Origin of the sequence: Amazonocrinis nigriterrae CENA67, from assembly GCF_016056305.1 — a bacterium.
Taxonomy (GTDB): Bacteria; Cyanobacteriota; Cyanobacteriia; order Cyanobacteriales; family Nostocaceae; genus Amazonocrinis; species Amazonocrinis nigriterrae.
On record NZ_JAECZC010000010.1, the window covers coordinates 35,605 to 55,819 of the forward strand.

A 20,215-nucleotide genomic window follows, 5' to 3' on the forward strand; every position below is an offset into this window, starting at 1 on the left:
AGCAGCATCCTTGTACAATCAAGAGAGGTATTGATGAACTGGATTAAAGTTCTTCCCCAAAATGAACTAGGGGCCAATGAGCGCAAAGTGGTAAAAGTCGAACAACGCGCTATCTTACTGCTGAACCACAACAACCAAATCTATGCGGTGGAAAATTCCTGCCCTCATCTGAAGCTACCGATGAAGAACGGCAAAATCACTAGTGATGGAGCTATTGTTTGTCCTTTTCACCGCAGCGCCTTTGACTTGTCCACTGGTAATGTTAAGGAATGGAGTCCTTTCCCCCCTGGTATTGGCAAGGTGTTGGGTGTAGTTTCCAAAGAAAAGACTCTAGCAGTTTTTCCCACTCGTTTAGAAGAGGGAAGTATTTGGGTGGGGTTACAATAGTTGACCAGATTTTAGATTTTGGATTTCAAGATTCAAAATCTAAATTCTAATAAGGTAATGTGCGTCCAAATTGCAAGTTATATCATGTCCGGTTAATTAGTTATTATTACCACAGTCATTGCACCCCACCCCTAACCCCTCCCCGTGAACGGGGAGGGGAACGAAAGCGTAGCTTTTGCGGGGTGGGGTTCTTCGGTTTTAATAAGTAATCAAGCGGACATGATATTATCTGGTTAATACTGTCATTAGTCATTAGTCCTTTGTCATCTGTAAATACAAATGACAAAGGACTAATCACAAAGAACGACCAGATCAAATGATCTGCAAATTAAATGTGTTTTAGCTGATCAACTTAACGTATACCCAATATTTCCGAAATCGCCGCTACAATGTCAAGATAAAAATTACCTTTTACTGCCCTAAACAGTTCAAACTTTGAGTCAGGCGCACCAAAAAAAGGTCTGAGAAACCATCCCAATTGCATACCAACAAAAGCATAAAGAAGTAACCAGGATCTTAAAATCGTGGTGCGGGTTTTTTTGCCAACTTCATCTTGTTGAGAAAGTAACTGCATTCCTTCATAAAGGAATTTAACGCCAAAAATACCTGTGATCCCAAAAATTAACACGTTTAACAGTTTAAAAAATTGATAAGAATCTGGGGTAGTGATCAGAAAAAATAGCGTGACTGGTGCAAAACTGAATAAAAGCACACTAATTACTGATACAGATGTGAGTAATACAACAAAATGCTGTTGAATAGTGCTTTGAGAACCAAAGAGAACGTTAAAGAAGAATAAAGTTGGAAAACAAATGATGAGGGTTAACAAATAGAAGGCGGGTAATTTAATAGCACCGGATAATGCCTGTGCCCAACTGTGAGATGCACCAATAATTGCCCCATAGATGGCAAAGAAAATAGAACTAGAAACAAACAGAGAACTAATTTTCTTTTGTAATCTCACCTCTTGGCGGATTTCTTCTAAAAATCCCTGGCGATCGCGTAGTAAACTAAGCAGAACACCAAAGTGTTGAATTTTGTAAGATGGCTTTTCCAACATAGTAATTTTAGATTAATTCAATAATATTGAAATCTGAATTTTTCACTCATAATTCATCAACGAAATCCCAGGAGGTAGCTAATAGCTTGAATGACGCTGAGATAAAAATTACCTTCTCTTTCTCGAAATAGTTGAAAGGCAGAATCAGGTGTACCAAAAAAAGGTCTGAGAGTCCATCCTAACTGACTGCCTACAAAAGCATAAAGAAATAACCAAAACTGTAAAATTTTCTTCCGGGTTTTGCTACCTTCATCCTCTTGTTCTAAAACTGAGTTCATCGCCTGATATAAAGCCGAAACACCAATAAATCCTGTGAGGGAAAAGATAACTACATTTAACAGAATTAAAAATTGGTAATTGTTGGTAGTAATTAAGAAAAATAAGGTGATGGGGGCAAAGCTAAATAAAAGTACACTAGTGACTGAAACTGCTGTCAATACTAGTGCAAAGTGCTGTCCAAAGGTTCGTTTGGAACCAAAAATAATATTTGCAAAGAACAGTGTTGGTAAACAAATTAGCAATGTAATTAAATAAAGGGCTGGTAGTTTGATGGCAGAAGACAAAGCTTGCATCCAGCTATGATATGCACCAATGATGCCGCCATAGATAGCCAGAAATATGGAACTACAAACCAGCAGAGAAATGATTTTAGTTGGTAATCTCGCACCTTGACGAATTTCTTCTAGAAATCCTTGGCGATCGCGCAGTAAACCAATCAGCACTGTAAAGTATTTGATTCCTAAAGATTTCCGTTCAATCATGTTATCCTCACACAGAGATTATTCATGTTTTATCCGAGTAATCAGCGCCAGAACCAAACTTCCAAGTATCAACTAAGCGATGCCAATAATATTGTTGTTCGCTTGGTTGATTCCTAAACCATGTTTCTAACATTGGAGTTAGCCAAACCAAGGCAGTGTAAATACCTAAATTGCTGTAATGTACCAGCCAATCGAGCAAATTTGCTAAACCTACCTGGGGAATTATTTTGGCAACTAATGCCGGATGGGATAAACCAGTTTTTAAAAGGGTTTGTGTCAGGGCAGAAAACTGTACGATATCTTGTAAAAATGGCTTGAGTACTGGTGTACCCAACTGTTGCATTTCTTGAAATACCGCAGAAAGCAGTTGGTTAATTTGATCTGGGGAAATTTGCTGATTTACACCGACACTCATGGCTTTTTGAAATAACCAGGTGACAGTCAGACTTGGCTGATAGGGTTGCAGCAGTGCCAGTGCCTTGGCAGATAATTGATTGGTTTGTAGTGCTTCATCAATGCCAAATGTTAAACGCTTCAGGTGACGCACCATTGCACCAAAACCACCAAAACTCAAGGGTGATTGATTACCGCTGCTATCTCCTACTGGTAGAATGCGATTCCAAGGAGTTTTCAGAGGGCTTTGGCGGTAAGTGGGAAAGAAGCCAAATAGCGCCCGTTGAAACTGCAACTGATTTAATGCCACACCCTGATATTCTGGTAAAAGACGCAGATATTCCTCAAACAAAGCTTCTAAACTTAGGCGTTGTGGATGTGCATCCATGTAGGTAAACAAGTAAGTGGTTCTACCGTCTCTAGCCGGGAAAGCTTCCCAGAAGTATTGGCATTGATTTTGCAAAGATGTGAATGATAACAACAAATCGCCAGAGTTATTTTCCGGAAAACCTTGGGCGCAACTTCCCACAACCAAGCAAAGGGCATCCGGTTTTTTGCCTTGACGTGCTTGTCGGGTGATGGGAGAAAAATGTCCCATAGCGTCGAGTAACAACTTAGCTGTGAATTGATTTACCATCACCCCATCCGGGTGAACCACCGCTTCAGTAAAAGGTGTGTTTTCTAACAACTTGCCACCAGCAGCTAAAAACTTACTTTTCAAAGTAGCCAGGAGATAAACAGGATCTACACCGATATTCAGGACATTTTCAACCCAAACCTCCACGCCACCTTGAAAGCCGACACGTGCCGGATTATATTGAGTAGCGATCGCTGTTTCTAACTCCTCCTCACTCAGCAAATTTAATTCCACAAATACTTCCAACTCTTGACGGGAGATATTCCACTCTTGTTCTCTCCCCCGCAAAATTCCGCGTTCTAGCAAAGCCACTCGCAGTCCCTTCACTGCCAAAGCGCAACCAATTAAAATGCCTAAAGTGCCACCGCAGATAATAACATCCCAGTCTACAGCCCCTAAAAGTTGTTCACTTTCTTTAACTACTGTTGGTATGGGTGCGGTATTCTCTCTAATAGATGCAAGAATGCGATCGCTTTGACGCAAACCTGCCAATACATCGCCTGGTAGTTGCGAGAGAATTTCTTCAGTTAAAGACATTTTCAACAAACTGAACTCTACATTTTAAAACTACCTGACAATGAAGAAAGTAGATATGATGATGACACTTCCATCCTTGAGATTTTGCAGCTACCCAATGTCCCGCCAAGAAATAAATTTCTTGGCTAATAGCTTAAGTCCACTTAAGTGGACTGAGTAACAGCCGCTGATAGGGGTTTAGTCCTCTTGAGAGGACTTTAACTATTAGCCATAGGTTTCTAACCTATGGCGGTTTTTGCAGCTAGTGCAAGATTTGTAAGCGTTTCTGGAGAAGTGCAGCAGATATTAATTAACAGCTTAGGGATTTTTGATTGGATGTATTATCCCAAATTGAATAGCTTAGCGATCGCAGGCAATAATTTATTAGCTGCTTCGTATAATGTGGCAACTGTGGGTAAGCCTGCAAATATCCCTTTCAACATGGTGATTGCTGTTTTTGCAGTCTTTTGCTTGGTGGATTCTTGGGGATTTTGACCGGCTTCGGCTAAAGTTTTTACCTGTTCCAAGGCTTCGGCTTTGTCTGCTTCTGGTAAATGTGAAGACTGTGTAATTGCATCTTGCAACTGTGACAACAATTCTTTAATTCCTGGTTTATCTGGTTCGGGAGAATCAGGCAATTGATTGAGGGCAATACTTACATTACCGCTGATGGTTCCGAGATTTGCAACAGAACCACCGCCAGCGATACCGCTGACATTACTGCTATTTTGTATATTAATGCCGCTGATATCAGACATATTATTAATATTTCCTTGTATATTATATTTTGACTCCTGGAGTGCAGTTGTGATCATATTTTGTAAATCACGAATATAATTATCTTTTTCTATAAGTAGTAATTGCTGACTTTGAGATAAAGCTTTAAGTTGATTATAATCATCAAAATATTCTGCGCTCAGTTGAGATTTATCGCTACCTGCTGCGGTTTTGGCTTGAAGCAAGATTTTATCTTCGCCGCGTTTCTCTATTGCCACGATTTCTAACTCGGCTTCTGGATGGTTTTCTACAAGTTTTTTGAAAGCAATGGCAATGGCGCGGGGGTCAACACCTTGATTGTGGTAAAGGTCGAGGGTGTCAAAAATTGGCTGGATAAAGTCGGCAAAGTCGCCGTCTGCAAAAACCTCTTTTTTATTATCAGGTTTGCGGAGGGGGTCAGGGTTCTGTTTGGTGGGTAAGCGCATGAAGACATATTCACACCTGACACCATGCAATTTAGTTGTATTTGTAATGCCCCAATCTTCAATGTAAGCGCCGGTGAGAGTTGCACCTGTTAAATCAGTTGCGTCTAGTTGCGTTTGCTTCAGCTTTGCTCTTGAAAAATCGGCATCTTGCAAATTAGCTTCGCTGAGGTCAGCACCAATAAAACTAGCATCTGCTAGGTTAGCTTTTTGTAAGTTGATACCGCGCAGGTTTTCACGGTTAAAGTTTTTATCCTGTCCTTGTCCTGTAACTAGCAGTTGACGTACTTGTGAATTGTCAAGATAAGTTTTACCAGGACTAACATAGTCAAGCATTTTTGCTTCCTGCCAATGAGTACAGATAAGAGTAGTGTCTCGGAAATCTGTACTTTTGAGCGTAGCGTAGGCGAAATTAGCATTGGTTAAGTCAGCGCCACGAAAACTTGTACCTCCTATTTGAGCATAGGTGATAGCGGTATTACGAATACGAACCAAGGAGTCCTTTTCATCTTCTTTCATGGCTCGCCATCTGGTATACATAGTCAATAACGCTACCGCTCCTGCTACGGCGAAGTTTTCGGCTCTGGCTTCGATAAAAGGTATAGCTTCCGGAGCCATCAAGGCTAGAACCCCGATTTTAACTTCGGCCAAGGCTCCGGTTACGGCAAAGACTCCAACTCCGGCGAAGGTTCCAGCGAAGGTTCCGGCTCTCGCTACGGCAAAGACTAAGGCGAAGTCTCCGGGTATCATTCCCGCTGCGGTGACCGCCAAGGCTCCTAGTCCGCCTCCAAATCCGGCGAACCGTGTTCCTATTGCAAAAGCTACAAAAGCTACGGCTACTAAAACATATCGTTCTTCCTTACTAATTGTGCCAATTAAGACAGCAATTAATGTGATTAAAGCAATCCAGCCCTCAATCTGGCTCTCTTTGCTGGATAAGTCAAATATTTGCGACACATACAAACCATTTATAGCCCAGACACATCCTGACACTACTGACAACAGCCACGAGACAAGGACTAGGAAAATTGCCCAGTGATGTTTTAGTCCTGCTTTGGCATGGCTGAAGTTTGCCCCTCTCAAATTAGCGTTAGTAAAGTTTGCCCCTCGAATGTCGGCATAGCTAAAGTTTGCACCCGCAAGGTCTTGTCTACCTTTGAAGTTGCGTCCTTGGAGATTTTGACCGGAAAAGTCTAAAGCCATGTTCCACTTTACAGAAGTGAGCAAATTTTACTACATGCTTAAGCTTGTATGTTCAGCAATGGTAAGATATTTTTGTTTGTTGAAGCTCAAAGGTGCAATTTTGAGCATAAAAGCCGCAACTTTGAAGATAAAAGGCTCATTGTTGAGGCTCAAAGGCGCAACGTTGAGGATAAAAGGCTCATTGTTGAGGCTCAAAGGCGCAACTTTGAAGCTTAAAGGCACAACGTTCAGGATAAAAGGTGCAACTTTGAGGTTTAGAGGCTCATCATTAGAGATTAAAGGCTGATTTTTACACTTTTTATTGAAAGCGACTTAAATGATTTACCACTGTTCCACGATGAGATTATCTACATAGTTAAAATGTTCATCGTTTGTCGCTAATCTCCAGCCATGTTCCAGACATTGGGCTGCAATCCAAATGTCATTTTCTGGGATTGGTCTGCCTTTGCGCTTCAAGGTAAGGCGTGTTTGGGCGTATGAACTTGCAGTTTCTCGCCCCATTGAAACTAAAGCACAAGCCTCAATAAACTGTAAATAGCGAGTCAAGTTTTGCAGGGGACGGGCAGAATTTTCCGCTCCAAACAGCAGCTCAGCAACAACAGGTAATGGAAGGACAATAATAGTAGGCAAAGCTGTGACTCTTGCAACTACCATCGCATCACCATTGAGATAGCGAATAGCAACGGAAGTGTCTAAAGCTATTTCACCAGCCATTGGAATCAATTTGCTCAAACTCCTGATCAATCACAGACTGCAATTGTGCGGCTTCTTCGTCACTCAGAATACCTGCAAACTGTAACAATGGATGAGGCTGAGTCTGTTGGCACTCAATTATGATCTTAACTTTGCTATGTTCTGCTACACCTATTAGTGTTTGCAGTGGACGCAAAACTCCATTTTCATATATTGCTTCAATCGTTTGAGTTTCTGGCATACAATTTTGCAACCTAATTCCTACTCAAAATTCTATAGCAGTTTACATGATTGCTTTTTCAAATTGTTCCCAGTGTAGCAAGAGAGTTGCCACAATAGAACTGAGAGTCTCATCGTCAGGACTGCTTTACAATGTATCAAACTGACCCGCCACGTTCTCCAAAAGATGTTTTACCTACGATGTATGATCTTCCTAGTGAAGACCCAGAGGAACCTGGTTTGCCCGATCAGTTTCATATACTGCAACCTCGTTTATTAGACGAAACCTTTTGTCCTCCAAATTACCCTAGCGATCGCATATTTGTTGCTAGCGATTTAAATCTTTACTACGATGCACAGCATCCACTGTGGCATAAACGTCCAGATTGGTTTGCTGTTTTAGGTGTTTCGCGTCTCTACAATCAGCGGAATTTACGCTTAAGTTATGTGCTTTGGCAAGAGGGTGTTAGTCCTTTTGTCGTCGTAGAATTGTTATCCCCTGGTACTGAAAACGAAGATTTGGGGCAGACATTACGGGATATTGAACAACCACCAGGAAAATGGGAAGTGTATGAGCAATTTTTACGTATTCCCTATTACGCTGTATTTGATCGCTATAAATATGAATTTAAGATGTTTAAATTAGATGGGGGTCGTTATGCTGAGGTAGCTTTGTCTGAATCACGCTTTTGGATACCTGAACTACAACTAGGTTTGGGTGTGTGGCACGGTAGTTATCAAGATGTAGAACAGCCTTGGCTGCGCTGGTACCATAGAACAGGCAACTGGGTATCTACTGCTGTGGAAATTGAAAGGCAACGGGCTGAAATTGAAAGACAACGCACACAAAGATTGATAGCACAATTGCGCTCTCTGGGTGTGGAACCTGATTTAGATTAATTTAAAGGAAATATTTATGAACCGCTCAAAAATAGTTGCCATTATTACAGGTGCGATTTCGATTATTTTAGCGATCGCCTACCTGATTCTCGTCCAACTCCTGGACTTCCGCGATATGAAACCCGCCCCCATTAGTCAAATTGAAACACCTGCGATCGCTATCTATCAATCGCAGGTTGACTGTAATTCCAACAGTTATCAGTTACCAATCATCTGTAATCAAATTTATTGATTAGTTGGGGGAGAAGGTGGGCGATCGCTATTAGGATGAGGTGGAACGCCCAGCGCATCCTTTAATTGTTGTTCTGTTACCCCCAACTTAGCCGCAGCAGCAGCAAAATCAGGACGAGGCGGACGCTTGCCTTCGCCGGGATTGGGAGGATTGGCAGGCACTCCCAACGCATCCTTTAATTGTTGTTCTGTCACCCCCAACTTCGCCGCCGCAGCAGCAAAATCAGGGCGAGGCGGACGCTTGCCTTCGCCGTGATTGGGAGGATTAGCAGGCACTCCCAAAGCATCCTTTAATTGTTGTTCTGTCACACCCAACTTCGCCGCAGCAGCAGCAAAATCAGGGCGAGGCGGACGCTTGCCTTCGCCGGGATTGGGAGGATTGGCAGGCACTCCCAACGCATCCTTTAATTGTTGTTCTGTCACCCCCAACTTGGCCGCAGCAGCAGCAAAATCAGGACGAGGCGGACGTTGATCGTCTGGTGGTTGGTTGGATGGGTCTGGAACTTGGGCAATTTGATGGGATTTAGTTTCAGCATTTGCTTGGTTGAGTGAAATATAACCAAATGTGCCAACCAAAACAGGAATTGTTGCGATCGCTAATATTCTACGAACGTTCATAATTAATCTCCAAAAGTTATTTAGAATTGGCTGATGATTGATGATTGATGATTGATGACTGATGACTGTTGCTGATATTTATAATTAGACTTGCTCTAAATGACAGTTTGCCTGGTTTTTAAATTACAGTTTTGTAATTTAAGGAATGCAAAGAGCGATCGCGACTGAAGACTAGGCAAAATGTAAGGGCACTGCAATTAATGTCAATTGGGTCTTATCTGGTTTTGAATTGGTGGCTGAACATTTCCTCAAAAACTCCTGTTGCTTACATTTATGATTAAGCCACCTCAAAATTACAATTTGCCTAGTTTGAAAATTACACTTTTGTAATTTAAACAAGAGGATAAAAAAATCTAAAATACAACCATCAGGAAACGCCCAATTCCCAAGCTTGGCTTTCGCTTATGAAAAGACTTTCGTTTCGATTCCGAATTGCCCTGTTGTCTGCAACTCTTGCAGGAAGTGCCATAGTAGGGTTTGGTGCAGTTTCTTGGTTGCAGATTTACAATGCAAATATCAGCCGCCTCGATGCAGAAATTTTAAATCATTTGATGCGAGCAACCCGTTCCCCGATGAAACCGCGATGGCAAGACTACGGAGACTCGTTAACCTATACCTTCAGCAGGAATGGAAAAACCCCTATTGCACTGCTGGTGCTTGACCCTAACGGCAACACACTTTATCAATCTAACTCGCTACCTGCCGACATCGAAGTGAATCGTCTGCTGGTGCAGCGTCTTCAGTTGACACCTCTGCCACCACCCCCTCCCGGTGAACTACCACCTTTACCTTTTGGGAATCCATCTAAATTAGTACCGCCCTTTCTTCCTCCACACCCACCTATCGCCGTTACTGAACGAACGGCGACAGAAACTTGGCGAATTGGGGCGGTTAAATTTCCTGATGTTCAAGTTGCCATTGCTGTCAGTCTGCAAGCCGTCAATCAAGACATGGCTGCAATTCGCAATATCTTTCTTGTTTCAATTCCGGGAGTACTGATGCTGGTTGCTGGGGGAGCATGGTTAATTTCTGGTCGTGCTTTGCGTCCTATTCGGCAATTAACCGAGGTAATTCAACAAGTCACCGTCAAAGGGCTAGATCAAAGGATTCCCAAAAGTACCACGGATGTTGAATTTGCCGAACTGATTCGGGTATTTAACCAAATGCTCGAACGCCTAGAACGCAGTTTTACTCAAGCTTCGCGCTTCAGTGGTGATGCGGCTCATGAATTGAAAACTCCACTGACAATTCTGCAAGGCGAACTAGAACGAACTTTGCAAGAGGTTGAGCCAGGTTCAAAGGTGCAACAGCGCTTAAGCAATTTGTTGGATGAGGTAGGCCGCCTGAATGGAATTACGCGCAAACTTTTGCTGTTATCTCTAGCAGATGCGGGAAAAATCAGCTTGTATTTAATTGAGGTGGATCTGTCTGAGTTGCTGATTGAGATGGTAGAGGATGTAGAATTACTAGCTCCCCACCTGAGTGTGCAAACTGATATTAGTGAGGGTTTGCGTTTGATGGGCGATCGCGATTTGCTCCTTCAAGTTCTGCAAAACCTATTCAGTAATGCCATAAAATATAACATTGCCGATGGTTGGATTAAGATTCGCGCTCATCAAACTCAAAGAACTATCCACGTTACCATCGCTAATGCATCAAAAGACATTCCCCAAAGCGATCGCGATCGCATTTTTGACCGCTTTTATCGCGGCGATCCCGCCCATACCCGGAAAATAGAAGGACTCGGACTCGGACTCAGCCTTGCTCGTGAAATTGCCCGCGCTCATGGTGGCAACCTCATCCTTAATTCTACATCTTCTGGTGAAACTGCCTTTACCCTAACTTTGCCGATTAAGTAAGTAGGTAGGCACAAAAAAAGTTAACTAGTGAGGATCGTCAGTTGTCAGTTGTCAGTTGTCAGTTGTCATTAGTAAGGGTTTCAGGCATTTTACGTTTCGTAACATAGTCATGTTGATTTTCACTTACTTACTTAGTTGAGCGATCGCGTCAGGAAAGCCTTTGATTCAGCCTAAAAACATCTCACTGGCAAAAAATCATCAAAGCTATTGTTCAATCTCAGCACGGATAGCTCAGGGCTACTACAAAGCCCCGCCCTTTAGGGATGGGGTTAGCTTACATTCTGCGGCGTAATCAAAAGCTAGTAGCCAATATTATCCCTGAAGAGTCTCCAAATGTGCGATCGCATCCATAATTTGTTGATAATATTGTATATTTCCTTCTTGGTAGTAAAGCTCGGCAGATTTTTGGAAATCGGCAATTGCGCCTTGATAATCTTGGAGATGACAACGGATATCAGCTCGCAAAATATAAGCTGAAGCTGAATAAGGCTGAAGTTGCAAAGCTTGGTTTAAGTCTGTTTGCGCTTTTGGGAAGTCTCCCAATTGCAAAAAGCTACGACCCCGATTATACCAGTATTCAGCCAAGCTAGAGTCGATGGCAATAGCTTGATCGTAATCTGCTATTGCCCCTTCATAGTCTTGCAGGGCATATCGAGCATTGGCGCGATCGCTGTACAATGTCGCCAACTGGGGATTGATTTGCAAACCTAGAGTATAGTCAGCGATCGCACCTTCATAGTCTTGTTGGGCATAGCGCAAAGAACCCCGATTATAGTAAGCTTCTACTAAATCAGGATTAATCTGTATAGCTTTGTTGTAATCTGCCATCGCTGCTTGTTCCGCTCCTAACAAACGGCGGGCATTACCTCGGTTACAATAAACTTGGGAAAACTCAGGTGATAATTCTATTGCTTTGGTATAGTCTTTGATTGCAGCAGAGAAATTCTGCAAAGCTTCCTGAACAATTCCTCTACCGTAATAAGCTTCTACTAATTTGTTATTTATCTGCAATGCTTGGTTGTAGTCTGCAATTGCTCCTTGATAATCTCCCAACCAGCGACGAGCAGTGGCGCGATCGCAGTATGCTTCAGCTAAATGAGGATTTTGTTGCAGTAATTGATCGCTATGTGCAATTGCTTGAGTATAATCTCCTAATTGGCAATGAGCATGAGCCAGAAAGCCATAAACTAAAGTTAAAGTCGGATTTTTCTGCAATGCGAGATGAAAGTCCTCAATCGCTCCTTGATAATCTTGTAGGTGAGAACGAATTAAACCCCGCTCATAGTATGCTTGTGCATCATCAGGATTCAGCATTACAGCTAAGTTAAAGTCCTCAATCGCTCCTTGATAATCTTGCAGGTGAGAACGAACCAAACCCCGATTGTAGTATGCTACGGCAAAATTAGGGTCAATTTCTAGCGTGCGATTGAAATCTGCAATTGCGCCTTGATAGTCTCCTAAAGCATAGCGGATATTAGCTCGGTTATGGTAAGCTTCTTTGAGGTTAGGGTCAAGTTGTAATGCTCGGTGATAATCAGCGATCGCTTGCTGATATTCTCTTAAATTATGGTAAGCAGTAGCGCGACTGCTGTAAGCTGCGGCAAAATCAGGATACCACTGTAAAGCTTGTTGGAAATCTGCAATGGCTGCTTGATAATCACCATGTTGATCACGAACAACACCCCGATTATGGAATGCCTGAGCAATATCGAAGTGGATATGATTAGCTAAGTCAGTACTCAACTCGATTGTTTGGTGATAATCTGCGATGGCTTTATCATAATCTCCTAAAACAAAGTAGGCATTACCGCGACTGTGGTAAGATTGGGCAAAGTCAGGATTGATTTGTAATGCCTGATAATGATCGGCGATCGCTCCAGTATAATCTGCTAAAAAGTAACGAGCATTAGCCCGATTGTAGTAAGCTTGTGCAAAATCAGGATTGATTTCTATTGCTCGATCAAAGTCAGCGATCGCTGCGTGATAATCTTTGAGTTCACCGCTCTTGATAATACCCCTATTATGGTAGGCTTCAGCATATTCATGATTAAGTTTGATTGCTTGAGTGTAAGAAGCGATCGCTCCTTGATAGTCTCCTTGTAAATGTTTGTCTAATCCTTGGTTAAAAAAATTCTCAGCGTTCATTTAAGTAGAAAGGCACAAATAAATCTAACCATATCAAACTCCAGGTTTGACTTGTCTCGCCTTCAGGCTGGTTACAAGCAGCCAATTATGCTTCTTCAAAGGAAAAATTCTTCTGGATCAAGTAGAGTTCAATTAGCAAACAGGCAGATGACTTTATCATTTCTTGCTTATTTTAGTGTTTTTAGTAAGCAAAATGCGTAAATGGTTACTCAAAAAGCTTGAATGCTTACTCAAAAAGCTTGATTGCTTTCTCATTTTGGTGTTTTCCGCAAGCAAAAAGCTTGAACACTTACTTAAAATGCTTGAATGCTTACTCATTTCAGTAGATCACGCACTCATTTTGGTGTTTTTTGCAAGTAAAAAGCCTGAACGCTTACTCATTTCGGTAGATCACGCACTCATTTTGGTGTTTTCCGCAAGCAAACGGCATATTGGCTTCTAAAAATGCTTGAATGCTTTCTTATATCAGTAGATAGCGCACTGATTTTAATCTATTTTGCAAGTAAACAGGTAGAGACTGCTGCCAAACTACAGACTGTAACTGGTAGGGTGTGTTGTCGCCAAGCGCAACGCACCCTTCGGCTTGGTGCAGTCGCCTGGGTCGGGCTAACCCTACCAAGAGCGCTGCTTCACCATCACTGTTTTTCGGTGCGTTAGGACGTTCGTCCATAACGCACCCATTGTTTGTGAATTGCCGCATCAAGTTTAGTATCTTTGAGAATGCTGGTAATGCGAGCTTGGTTACCTCCAGTAAAAAATATACCAGTTGCTTTGGCGTATGAAATTAAAAATGATAAATTCAACTATTTTTATTGGCAATGTTATACATAACAAGTTTTTATTTATTAGTAATAAAAACCCCTTCATAGCAATATGAAAGGGTTTTGAGGATTGTTTTTGAGAAAAATGATACTGCTAAAATTCATTCCTTAGATGATTAAACTTTAACTTTAACTACTATAAATTTACTCCACCTATAGTTTAATTTTAGATTAAGCTGAGAAGTTATCATGGATACAAAGAAATTTCTTGACAATTGTAAATTGATAATTATTAACACCATTACTTATACCTTTTGCTAAAAACTTACCCAAAAGAGGATGAAGTTTTTCATAATTGACGACTGAGGCAAACAATAGCTAAAACTCCTATTTTCATGTAAAAGCAATTTATGGATTGCAGCAAAGAGCGTGTAGTTTCACTTTAGTCCGATAATTTATTATTTATCCTTTTATTCATCTCAGGCACGTGGATATTCCTGTAAAGGGTTTCAAAGCTTGACTTAATTCAACTCAAATTTAAGTTTGGTAAAACTAACCAACAATAAGTTCGGTTTTGCCCACTAGTAAGACTTTCCTGATTTAGTACATTGGTATTACTGGTAAATAACCAAGGACATTAAACTTCTTCAGTACCTATTAGTTTTTAGTTTTTAAGCAAAAGCCTCTTTCTCTGAGCAGGAGGGGGCTTTAGCATTCTTGTGAAGGAAAACTGGAAGAGTGAAAAAAAAGATTTTTGCAGCAGTTCTTGCCCTTTTAACTTTAATTATGGTTTTACTTGCAGGTTCTACACAGAGTTTTGATAATTCTCATCAAATCAACGAACTCTATATCTTTGGTGATAGCCTTTCGGATATAGGAAATGTATTCAAAGCCACTAACGGAGTTTATCCTCCTAGTCCACCTTACTTTCAAGGGCGTTATTCTAATGGCCCAGTTTGGGTAGAATATCTTGGTTCTCAACTAGGATTAACTAATACAAAAAGCAGTAATTTTGCTTATGGAGGTGCAACTACTGTCAGCGGTAGTCTGAATGGAGTTCCAGGTACGTTAGTACAAGTATATACTTATACTAAATACCATCAAAAGTTAAATCCCAATGCACTTTATGTGATCTGGGCTGGAGCAAATGACTATCTTTTTGGTGCAGACCAGCCTGCTGCTTCAATTGCTAATTTATCCAATGCAATTAAATCACTTTCATCAGCAGGAGCTAAAAAAATCTTGGTTGCTAATTTACCAGATTTAGGTAAACTTCCAGCAACCTACAATACTTTTAATTCCCGTGCCCTTAGTTCATTGACAAACCTGCATAATTTGGAATTGGCTAAAAGTATAAATTTGTTTCACCAACAATCAGAGAATAAGACTCAAATATTTCAACTTGATGTTAATTCTTTATATCGGGAAGCAATGGATAAACCTGAAAAATTTGGTTTGACAAATGTGACTCAGGGGTGCATTTCTAATCTTGCTACTTGTGACAATCCAAACAAGTTTTTGTTCTGGGATGGCATTCATCCAACAACTGCTGCTCATCGCATCTTGGCACAAGCAGCTTTGAAGACCCTCTCTGAATGAATTTAAATTCACCTTGAAAAAGATTAGTTGACACTCTCCAGTAGGGTGCGTTGTCGCCCAGCGCAACGCACCGCCAACAATTGACTATGAACAGGAAGCTAGAACAATTAAGGGGCTACTGTTGTGCTTCAACGGGGCGTTCGTCGGGAAGAAACTCTCCAGGTTTTGTATCAATAGCTGGTTTGGTGACTTCAATTCCGGGTACAGGCAGGTTAAAATTCGGGCCTCTACGAATAATGCGGCTACCAAAATATACGTATGCAATCAGTAATAAAATGTAAGTAACTGTAAAACCTGTGAGGGATGCAAGCACATTGGTAGCAGGAACGTGAGAGGCAGAATCTACAGTGCGAATTTGCCTGTAAAGCGTCCACGGCTGCCGCCCAACACAGCGTACAATCCAACCGGTATCGATCGCAATAAATCCCAGAGGAGCTGCAAACATCCAACCACGCATTAGCCAACGCTGTTGAGTAATCTTTTCTTGTGAAAGCTTGCCTAGTAGCCAATAGAAAACACTAATAAACATTAATGCAGCTAAGAAAAAACCAATTGCAACCATCGTGCGGAAACAATAGTAGACTACACCAATCAAGCGTGGACGATCCTCTGGTTTCCACTCTTTTAAACCTAATACCGGCTCAGTTAATTTTTCTTTAAATTCCAAGATATATCCCAGTGCATTGGGAATGACAATTTCCCAATCATTTTTCTGTGCTTTGTTATTTGGTAAAGCTAGAAGACTCCAATCAGCAGACTGTCCAGCGGTAACTGTATTCCATTGTGCTTCCATTGCCGCTAATTTTTCTGGTTGATAGCGGTACACTTGTTCAGCATTCAAATGTCCTACATATATTTGTAAAGGAGCAACTGCGATCGCAGCTGCTAAGGCAATCACAAAAGATTTAGAAAAAAAGGCTGTATGGCGATTTTTAAGAATATACCAAGCACTAATCCCACCAATGACAAACAAAGACGTTTCTAGCGTTGCCAAAAACATATGCAAAACGCTGAACGGCATAAACGGGTTAAGGATTGCTTGAAAGTAATCATGAACTACAAACTTACCATTAACCATCTCTCCGCCTGCTGGTGTTTGCATCCAGGAACTCGCAGTCAAAATCCAAACCGTCGATAAATTTGCCCCAATGGCTACCAAAATTGTCGAGAGATAGTGAATCGCAGGATTGACACGTTCCCAGCCGAATAACATAATGCCTAGAAACGCGGCTTCTAGCATAAATGCCCAAGATGCCTCAAAACCAATAACACTGCCAAAAAAATTGCCAACCGCTTCCGAAAAGGGTGCCCAGTTCGTGCCAAACTGAAATTCCATTGGAATGCCCGTTGCTACACCAACACCAAAGTTGAGGGCATACAATTTAGACCAAAAGCGAGCATGATAGTAATAGTCAGGATTACGAGTTTTCAACCACAGTCCTTCAATGATGACTAAATAAATTCCCACACCTGTTGTCAGCGTGGGCCAAAGCATATGAATGCAAGCAGTCAGTGCAAACTGCATCCGCGACAGTACAACGGTATCAGATAGAAATTCCATGATCACTTCTGTTGATAGAGGGAACTATTGAGCAGGGCAGCTGTTACGTTTGGATTAGCTGAACCTGGAACTGAAACCACCTCTAATTATGAAACGGATATATAGTAATGGCCCAAGCACCAGAATTAAACACACTCAAGATAGAATCTGGTTGTGCCAAAAGCGCATCTATTCTCCCAAACTGTGGGGATAGAACGCTATAATTCACTCAATTTCCTAATCTTGTTCAACCTCAGAGTTATTAATCTAATTCCATCATGAGTAATCTCGATCAAGTGCTGCAAGATGCTTTGCAACTTTCCTACGAGCAGCAAGAAATGCTGATCAAGATTCTACAAAACCGCCGCCACGAAAATCGTCGTACAGAAATAGCCACGGATGCTCAACAAACCTTAGCTGATTTCCATATAGGTAAATTTCGGCATCAATCAGCCCAAGATGTCATTGCAGCGTTACGCCAGTCTTTAAATGAACCAGAGAAATGAGACTGCTGGTTTTAACCCCAAAATTCAAACGAGCATTCCATAAGTTTGTCAAGCGAAATGCTGAACTCCAGCAGCGCATTGAAGAAACTCTTCAACAAATGGAAGCAGACGTATTTGCCGCAGCCTTGGGTACCCACAAACTGAGTGGCAAACTCGATGGTCTTCAGGCTTGTTCTTGCGGCTATGATTGTCGTGTTGTCTTCTCCATTGAACTGGATGTAGAAACAAATAGTGAAGTCATTGTTCTGCTCGACATTGGGACGCATGATGAAGTTTATTAACTGTATGGTATTGACGACAGTAGGTCAGCGAACTTATCGTCAACATCTTTACACCAATGCATATACAGTTACTACCTGAGATTGAGATTTAGTGAACAGTTGGGGTAAAAAATAGGGTTAGCGATACCTGGTTTAGGTGTAGCGATCGCTTAATTGAAACATGCAACAAAATGCAAAAACCCTGCTCAAGACTGAGCAGGGTTTTGTAAAGTTTTTTTGCTAACACTTTGAGATTTTTTTTAGAAAACATTCATGATTGTGATGATGCTGACACTAGTCAACATAATCAAAGCGCCCATAACTATAGATTGACCCAGGGTATTAGAGAATTTTGAATTGTTCATTTTAGTAAAAATCCTTAATTTACTGGATTAGATAAACATATCAGTAACAGTATAAATATCCATAAAAGTATCGTAAAACTTAAATTTTTGTAAAGTTTCTTAGTAAATGCTGTGGTATTTGCTCAATATCTAAGGATATAACAATAATATTTGTATAAAAAAATACTAAAAAATTTTGTCTCTTGTTAGGTAGTGATAACCGAACAAAATAATTCACTTATCTCCGAGCGGGATATGAGCCTTTATAGGGTAAGATTAATCTTAATCAAGGTAAAACCATTTCATCGGAAAATAATCATGACAGCTTCTACGGCATCTAGAAACCAAACAGCCGCTTTTGACTTGGATCTATTAAATCAACAGTTTGAAACTGCTACTCCCAAAGAAATCCTGGCATGGTCTATAGAGAATATCCCCACAGGACTGGTACAAACCAGCGCCTTTAACGTCGATGATATGGTTATTACCCATATTCTCTACAGCGAACTCAAGCATCCAGTTCCAGTTATCTTTCTCGACACCTTGTTCCACTTCCCCCAAACTCTAGAACTAGTTGCTAAAGCCAAAGAAGTCTATAACTTAGATTTACAAACTTATAAAACTCCAGATGTAGACAGCCGCGAAGCGTTCACCGCTAAATACGGCGAAGCACTCTGGGATAAAGATATTGCTCAATTCCACCAAATTACTAAAATTGAACCACTATTACGGGGTTTGAACGAACTCAACACAGTTGCTTGGATTACTGGACGCCGCCGCGACCAAGCTGTTACCCGTGCTAATATGCCCATATTTGAACTCGACAATCAAGGTCGGTTGAAAGTAAATCCCATAGCTACCTGGACACGCCAAGATAGCTGGCGTTATGTGGCTGAACATGGAGTAATTTACAATCCTCTACATGACCAAGGTTATCCCAGCATCGGTGACGAACCCATCACCACCAAAGTAGCTGAAGGTGAAGACGAACGCGCCGGACGCTGGCGGGGAAGCAATAAAACAGAATGTGGAATTCATATTTAATTTAGTCATTAGTCAGTTGTCATTAGTCAGTAGTATTTAGAGAAAGAACAACTGACAACTGACTAAATATGATTAAAATCCTTCATCTCTCCGACATCCACATGGGAAGTGGCTTTTCCCACGGACGAATTAATCCTGCAACAGGGTTAAATACACGATTAGAAGATTTTGTCAATACACTATCTCAATGTATTGACCGATCGCTCGCAGAACCAGTAGATTTAGTATTATTTGGTGGTGATGCTTTTCCTGATGCGACACCACCACCATATGTGCAAGAAGCTTTTGCCAGCCAGTTTCGCCGTCTGGTGGATGCTAATATTCCTACAGTGTTGTTGGTAGGCAACCATGATCAACATTCCCAAGGACAAGGAGGAGCGAGTTTAAATATTTACCGCACCTTGGGAGTACCAGGTTTTGTAGTCGGTGATAAATTAACCACTCACCACATCTCAACGCGCAACGGTAGAGTGCAAGTTATCACCCTTCCTTGGTTGACACGTTCCACCTTAATGACTCGTGAAGAAACTGAAAACTTGTCATTAGCGGAAGTCAACCAATTGTTAACTGAACGTTTGCAAGTTGTTTTAGAAGGGGAAATTCGCCGTCTTGATCCTGATGTGCCAACTGTGCTTTTGGCTCACTTGATGGCTGATAATGCTTCCTTGGGAGCAGAACGCTATTTGGCGGTGGGTAAAGGCTTCACTCTACCCTTATCTTTACTGACGCGTCCTTGTTTTGATTATGTAGCGCTAGGACATGTCCACCGCCATCAAAATTTGAATAAATCTAACAACCCGCCAGTGATTTATCCAGGAAGCATTGAGCGGGTAGATTTTAGTGAAGAAAAAGAAGACAAAGGCTATGTAATGATAGAACTGGAGCGGGGTAATGTGAAATGGGAATTTTGCCCCTTGCCAGCTCGGGTTTTTCGTACAATTGAGGTGGATGTCTCCAAAGCAGATGATCCCCAAGCTGCATTGATCAAAGCGATCGCTAAACATGATATTCAAGATGCAGTAGTGCGGCTAATTTACAAACTCCGCTCGGAACAGTTGGATTTAATTGATAACCCTGCATTACATGCTGCTTTAAATTCTACTCACACCTACACCATTCAACCAGAATTAGTCAGCCAGCTAGCTCGACCGCGCATTCCGGAATTAAGTGCAAGTAGTAGCATTGACCCAATGGAAGCATTAAAAACTTACTTAAACAATCGTGAAGATTTGAAAGATATAGCTACATCTATGCTAGAAGCAGCAGAAAAATTGCTAGCAGATGATGTAGAAGTTTGGCTAGAAGCAACTAATTCGTAATTCGTAATTCGTAATTCGTAA

21 protein-coding genes and 1 pseudogene are annotated in these 20,215 nt (G+C 41.4%); 10 read left to right on the forward strand and 12 right to left on the reverse strand.

What is annotated here, in order from left to right; genetic code table 11:
• The first annotated feature begins 33 nt into the window (after positions 1-33).
• Positions 34-387 carry a Rieske (2Fe-2S) protein gene (locus tag I8748_RS08020; RefSeq protein ID WP_096560520.1) on the forward strand — a complete coding sequence of 118 codons (354 nt, stop codon included), beginning with the start codon at positions 34-36 and terminating at the stop codon, positions 385-387.
• A 352-nt stretch (positions 388-739) separates the two neighbouring features.
• On the opposite strand, the gene I8748_RS08025 is transcribed toward I8748_RS08020, so the two are convergent.
• The 7 genes from I8748_RS08025 to I8748_RS08055 form a co-directional block, all read right to left on the reverse strand.
• Positions 740-1,447, reverse strand: a complete 708-nt coding sequence (locus I8748_RS08025; protein ID WP_198124106.1) for an actin-binding WH2 domain-containing protein — start codon at positions 1,445-1,447, stop codon at positions 740-742.
• Positions 1,448-1,503: 56 nt separating this feature from the next.
• On the reverse strand, positions 1,504-2,208 hold the full coding sequence (locus I8748_RS08030; RefSeq protein WP_198124107.1) for an actin-binding WH2 domain-containing protein: 705 nt from the start codon (positions 2,206-2,208) through the stop codon (positions 1,504-1,506).
• A 22-nt stretch (positions 2,209-2,230) separates the two neighbouring features.
• Positions 2,231-3,775, reverse strand: a complete 1,545-nt coding sequence (locus tag I8748_RS08035; protein WP_198124108.1) for an NAD(P)/FAD-dependent oxidoreductase — start codon at positions 3,773-3,775, stop codon at positions 2,231-2,233.
• Positions 3,776-4,095: 320 nt separating this feature from the next.
• Positions 4,096-6,156: a pentapeptide repeat-containing protein gene (locus tag I8748_RS08040; RefSeq protein ID WP_198124109.1), complete on the reverse strand. Its 2,061-nt coding sequence runs from the start codon at positions 6,154-6,156 to the stop codon at positions 4,096-4,098.
• Between the two features lie 30 nt (positions 6,157-6,186).
• Positions 6,187-6,378 carry a hypothetical protein gene (locus tag I8748_RS08045; RefSeq protein WP_198124110.1) on the reverse strand — a complete coding sequence of 64 codons (192 nt, stop codon included), beginning with the start codon at positions 6,376-6,378 and terminating at the stop codon, positions 6,187-6,189.
• Positions 6,379-6,477: 99 nt separating this feature from the next.
• Positions 6,478-6,870, reverse strand: a complete 393-nt coding sequence (locus tag I8748_RS08050; RefSeq protein ID WP_198124111.1) for a type II toxin-antitoxin system VapC family toxin — start codon at positions 6,868-6,870, stop codon at positions 6,478-6,480.
• Positions 6,860-7,090 carry an antitoxin family protein gene (locus tag I8748_RS08055; protein ID WP_198124112.1) on the reverse strand — a complete coding sequence of 77 codons (231 nt, stop codon included), beginning with the start codon at positions 7,088-7,090 and terminating at the stop codon, positions 6,860-6,862. The genes I8748_RS08050 and I8748_RS08055 overlap by 11 nt, the downstream gene beginning before the upstream one ends.
• 131 nt (positions 7,091-7,221) lie before the next feature.
• On the opposite strand from I8748_RS08055, the gene I8748_RS08060 reads away from it, so the two are divergent.
• Both I8748_RS08060 and I8748_RS08065 read left to right on the forward strand, forming a co-directional pair.
• Positions 7,222-7,968: a Uma2 family endonuclease gene (locus I8748_RS08060; RefSeq protein ID WP_198124113.1), complete on the forward strand. Its 747-nt coding sequence runs from the start codon at positions 7,222-7,224 to the stop codon at positions 7,966-7,968.
• A 16-nt stretch (positions 7,969-7,984) separates the two neighbouring features.
• Entirely contained in the window at positions 7,985-8,200 is a 216-nt protein-coding gene (locus tag I8748_RS08065; protein ID WP_198124221.1) for a hypothetical protein, read from the forward strand.
• Here the strand turns inward: I8748_RS08065 and I8748_RS08070 are convergent.
• On the reverse strand, positions 8,194-8,817 hold the full coding sequence (locus I8748_RS08070; protein WP_198124114.1) for a hypothetical protein: 624 nt from the start codon (positions 8,815-8,817) through the stop codon (positions 8,194-8,196). The genes I8748_RS08065 and I8748_RS08070 overlap by 7 nt on opposite strands.
• A 404-nt stretch (positions 8,818-9,221) precedes the next feature.
• Here I8748_RS08070 and I8748_RS08075 point away from each other — a divergent pair, with 404 nt between their 5' ends.
• Positions 9,222-10,676 carry an ATP-binding protein gene (locus tag I8748_RS08075; protein WP_198124115.1) on the forward strand — a complete coding sequence of 485 codons (1,455 nt, stop codon included), beginning with the start codon at positions 9,222-9,224 and terminating at the stop codon, positions 10,674-10,676.
• Between the two features lie 312 nt (positions 10,677-10,988).
• Here I8748_RS08075 and I8748_RS08080 read toward each other — a convergent pair whose 3' ends face one another.
• The gene (locus I8748_RS08080) at positions 10,989-12,821 is read right to left on the reverse strand and encodes a tetratricopeptide repeat protein (protein WP_198124116.1); all 1,833 of its coding nucleotides are present in this window, start codon (positions 12,819-12,821) and stop codon (positions 10,989-10,991) included.
• 193 nt (positions 12,822-13,014) lie between these two features.
• On the opposite strand from I8748_RS08080, the gene I8748_RS08085 reads away from it, so the two are divergent.
• The gene (locus I8748_RS08085; protein WP_225896357.1) at positions 13,015-13,263 is read left to right on the forward strand and encodes a hypothetical protein; all 249 of its coding nucleotides are present in this window, start codon (positions 13,015-13,017) and stop codon (positions 13,261-13,263) included.
• A gap of 18 nt (positions 13,264-13,281) precedes the next feature.
• Here the strand turns inward: I8748_RS08085 and I8748_RS08090 are convergent, their stop codons facing one another.
• Positions 13,282-13,491 (reverse strand): hypothetical protein, encoded by a 210-nt coding sequence (locus I8748_RS08090; protein WP_198124222.1) that lies wholly within the window; start codon positions 13,489-13,491, stop codon positions 13,282-13,284.
• A 7-nt stretch (positions 13,492-13,498) separates the two neighbouring features.
• Positions 13,499-13,594, reverse strand: a pseudogene (locus I8748_RS08095) (cyanophycinase); the annotation flags it as partial.
• A gap of 726 nt (positions 13,595-14,320) precedes the next feature.
• Here I8748_RS08095 and I8748_RS08100 point away from each other — a divergent pair.
• The gene (locus I8748_RS08100; RefSeq protein WP_198124117.1) at positions 14,321-15,181 is read left to right on the forward strand and encodes an SGNH/GDSL hydrolase family protein; all 861 of its coding nucleotides are present in this window, start codon (positions 14,321-14,323) and stop codon (positions 15,179-15,181) included.
• Positions 15,182-15,296: 115 nt separating this feature from the next.
• Here the strand turns inward: I8748_RS08100 and I8748_RS08105 are convergent, their stop codons facing one another.
• Complete coding sequence (locus tag I8748_RS08105) at positions 15,297-16,742, reverse strand: cytochrome ubiquinol oxidase subunit I (protein ID WP_198124118.1); 1,446 nt, start codon at positions 16,740-16,742, stop codon at positions 15,297-15,299.
• A 257-nt stretch (positions 16,743-16,999) separates the two neighbouring features.
• Between I8748_RS08105 and I8748_RS08110 the strand changes: the two genes are divergently transcribed.
• The 4 genes from I8748_RS08110 to sbcD all read left to right on the forward strand — a co-directional run bounded on the left by I8748_RS08110 (position 17,000) and on the right by sbcD (position 20,194).
• Complete coding sequence (locus I8748_RS08110; RefSeq protein ID WP_198124119.1) at positions 17,000-17,227, forward strand: hypothetical protein; 228 nt, start codon at positions 17,000-17,002, stop codon at positions 17,225-17,227.
• The gene (locus I8748_RS08115; RefSeq protein ID WP_198124120.1) at positions 17,224-17,508 is read left to right on the forward strand and encodes a type II toxin-antitoxin system RelE/ParE family toxin; all 285 of its coding nucleotides are present in this window, start codon (positions 17,224-17,226) and stop codon (positions 17,506-17,508) included. The genes I8748_RS08110 and I8748_RS08115 overlap by 4 nt, the downstream gene beginning before the upstream one ends.
• A gap of 641 nt (positions 17,509-18,149) precedes the next feature.
• Positions 18,150-18,875 (forward strand): phosphoadenosine phosphosulfate reductase, encoded by a 726-nt coding sequence (gene cysH, locus I8748_RS08120; protein WP_198124121.1) that lies wholly within the window; start codon positions 18,150-18,152, stop codon positions 18,873-18,875.
• A 68-nt stretch (positions 18,876-18,943) separates the two neighbouring features.
• Positions 18,944-20,194, forward strand: coding sequence for an exonuclease subunit SbcD (gene sbcD / locus I8748_RS08125; protein ID WP_198124122.1), 1,251 nt, complete (start codon positions 18,944-18,946; stop codon positions 20,192-20,194).
• Positions 20,195-20,215 lie beyond the last annotated feature (21 nt).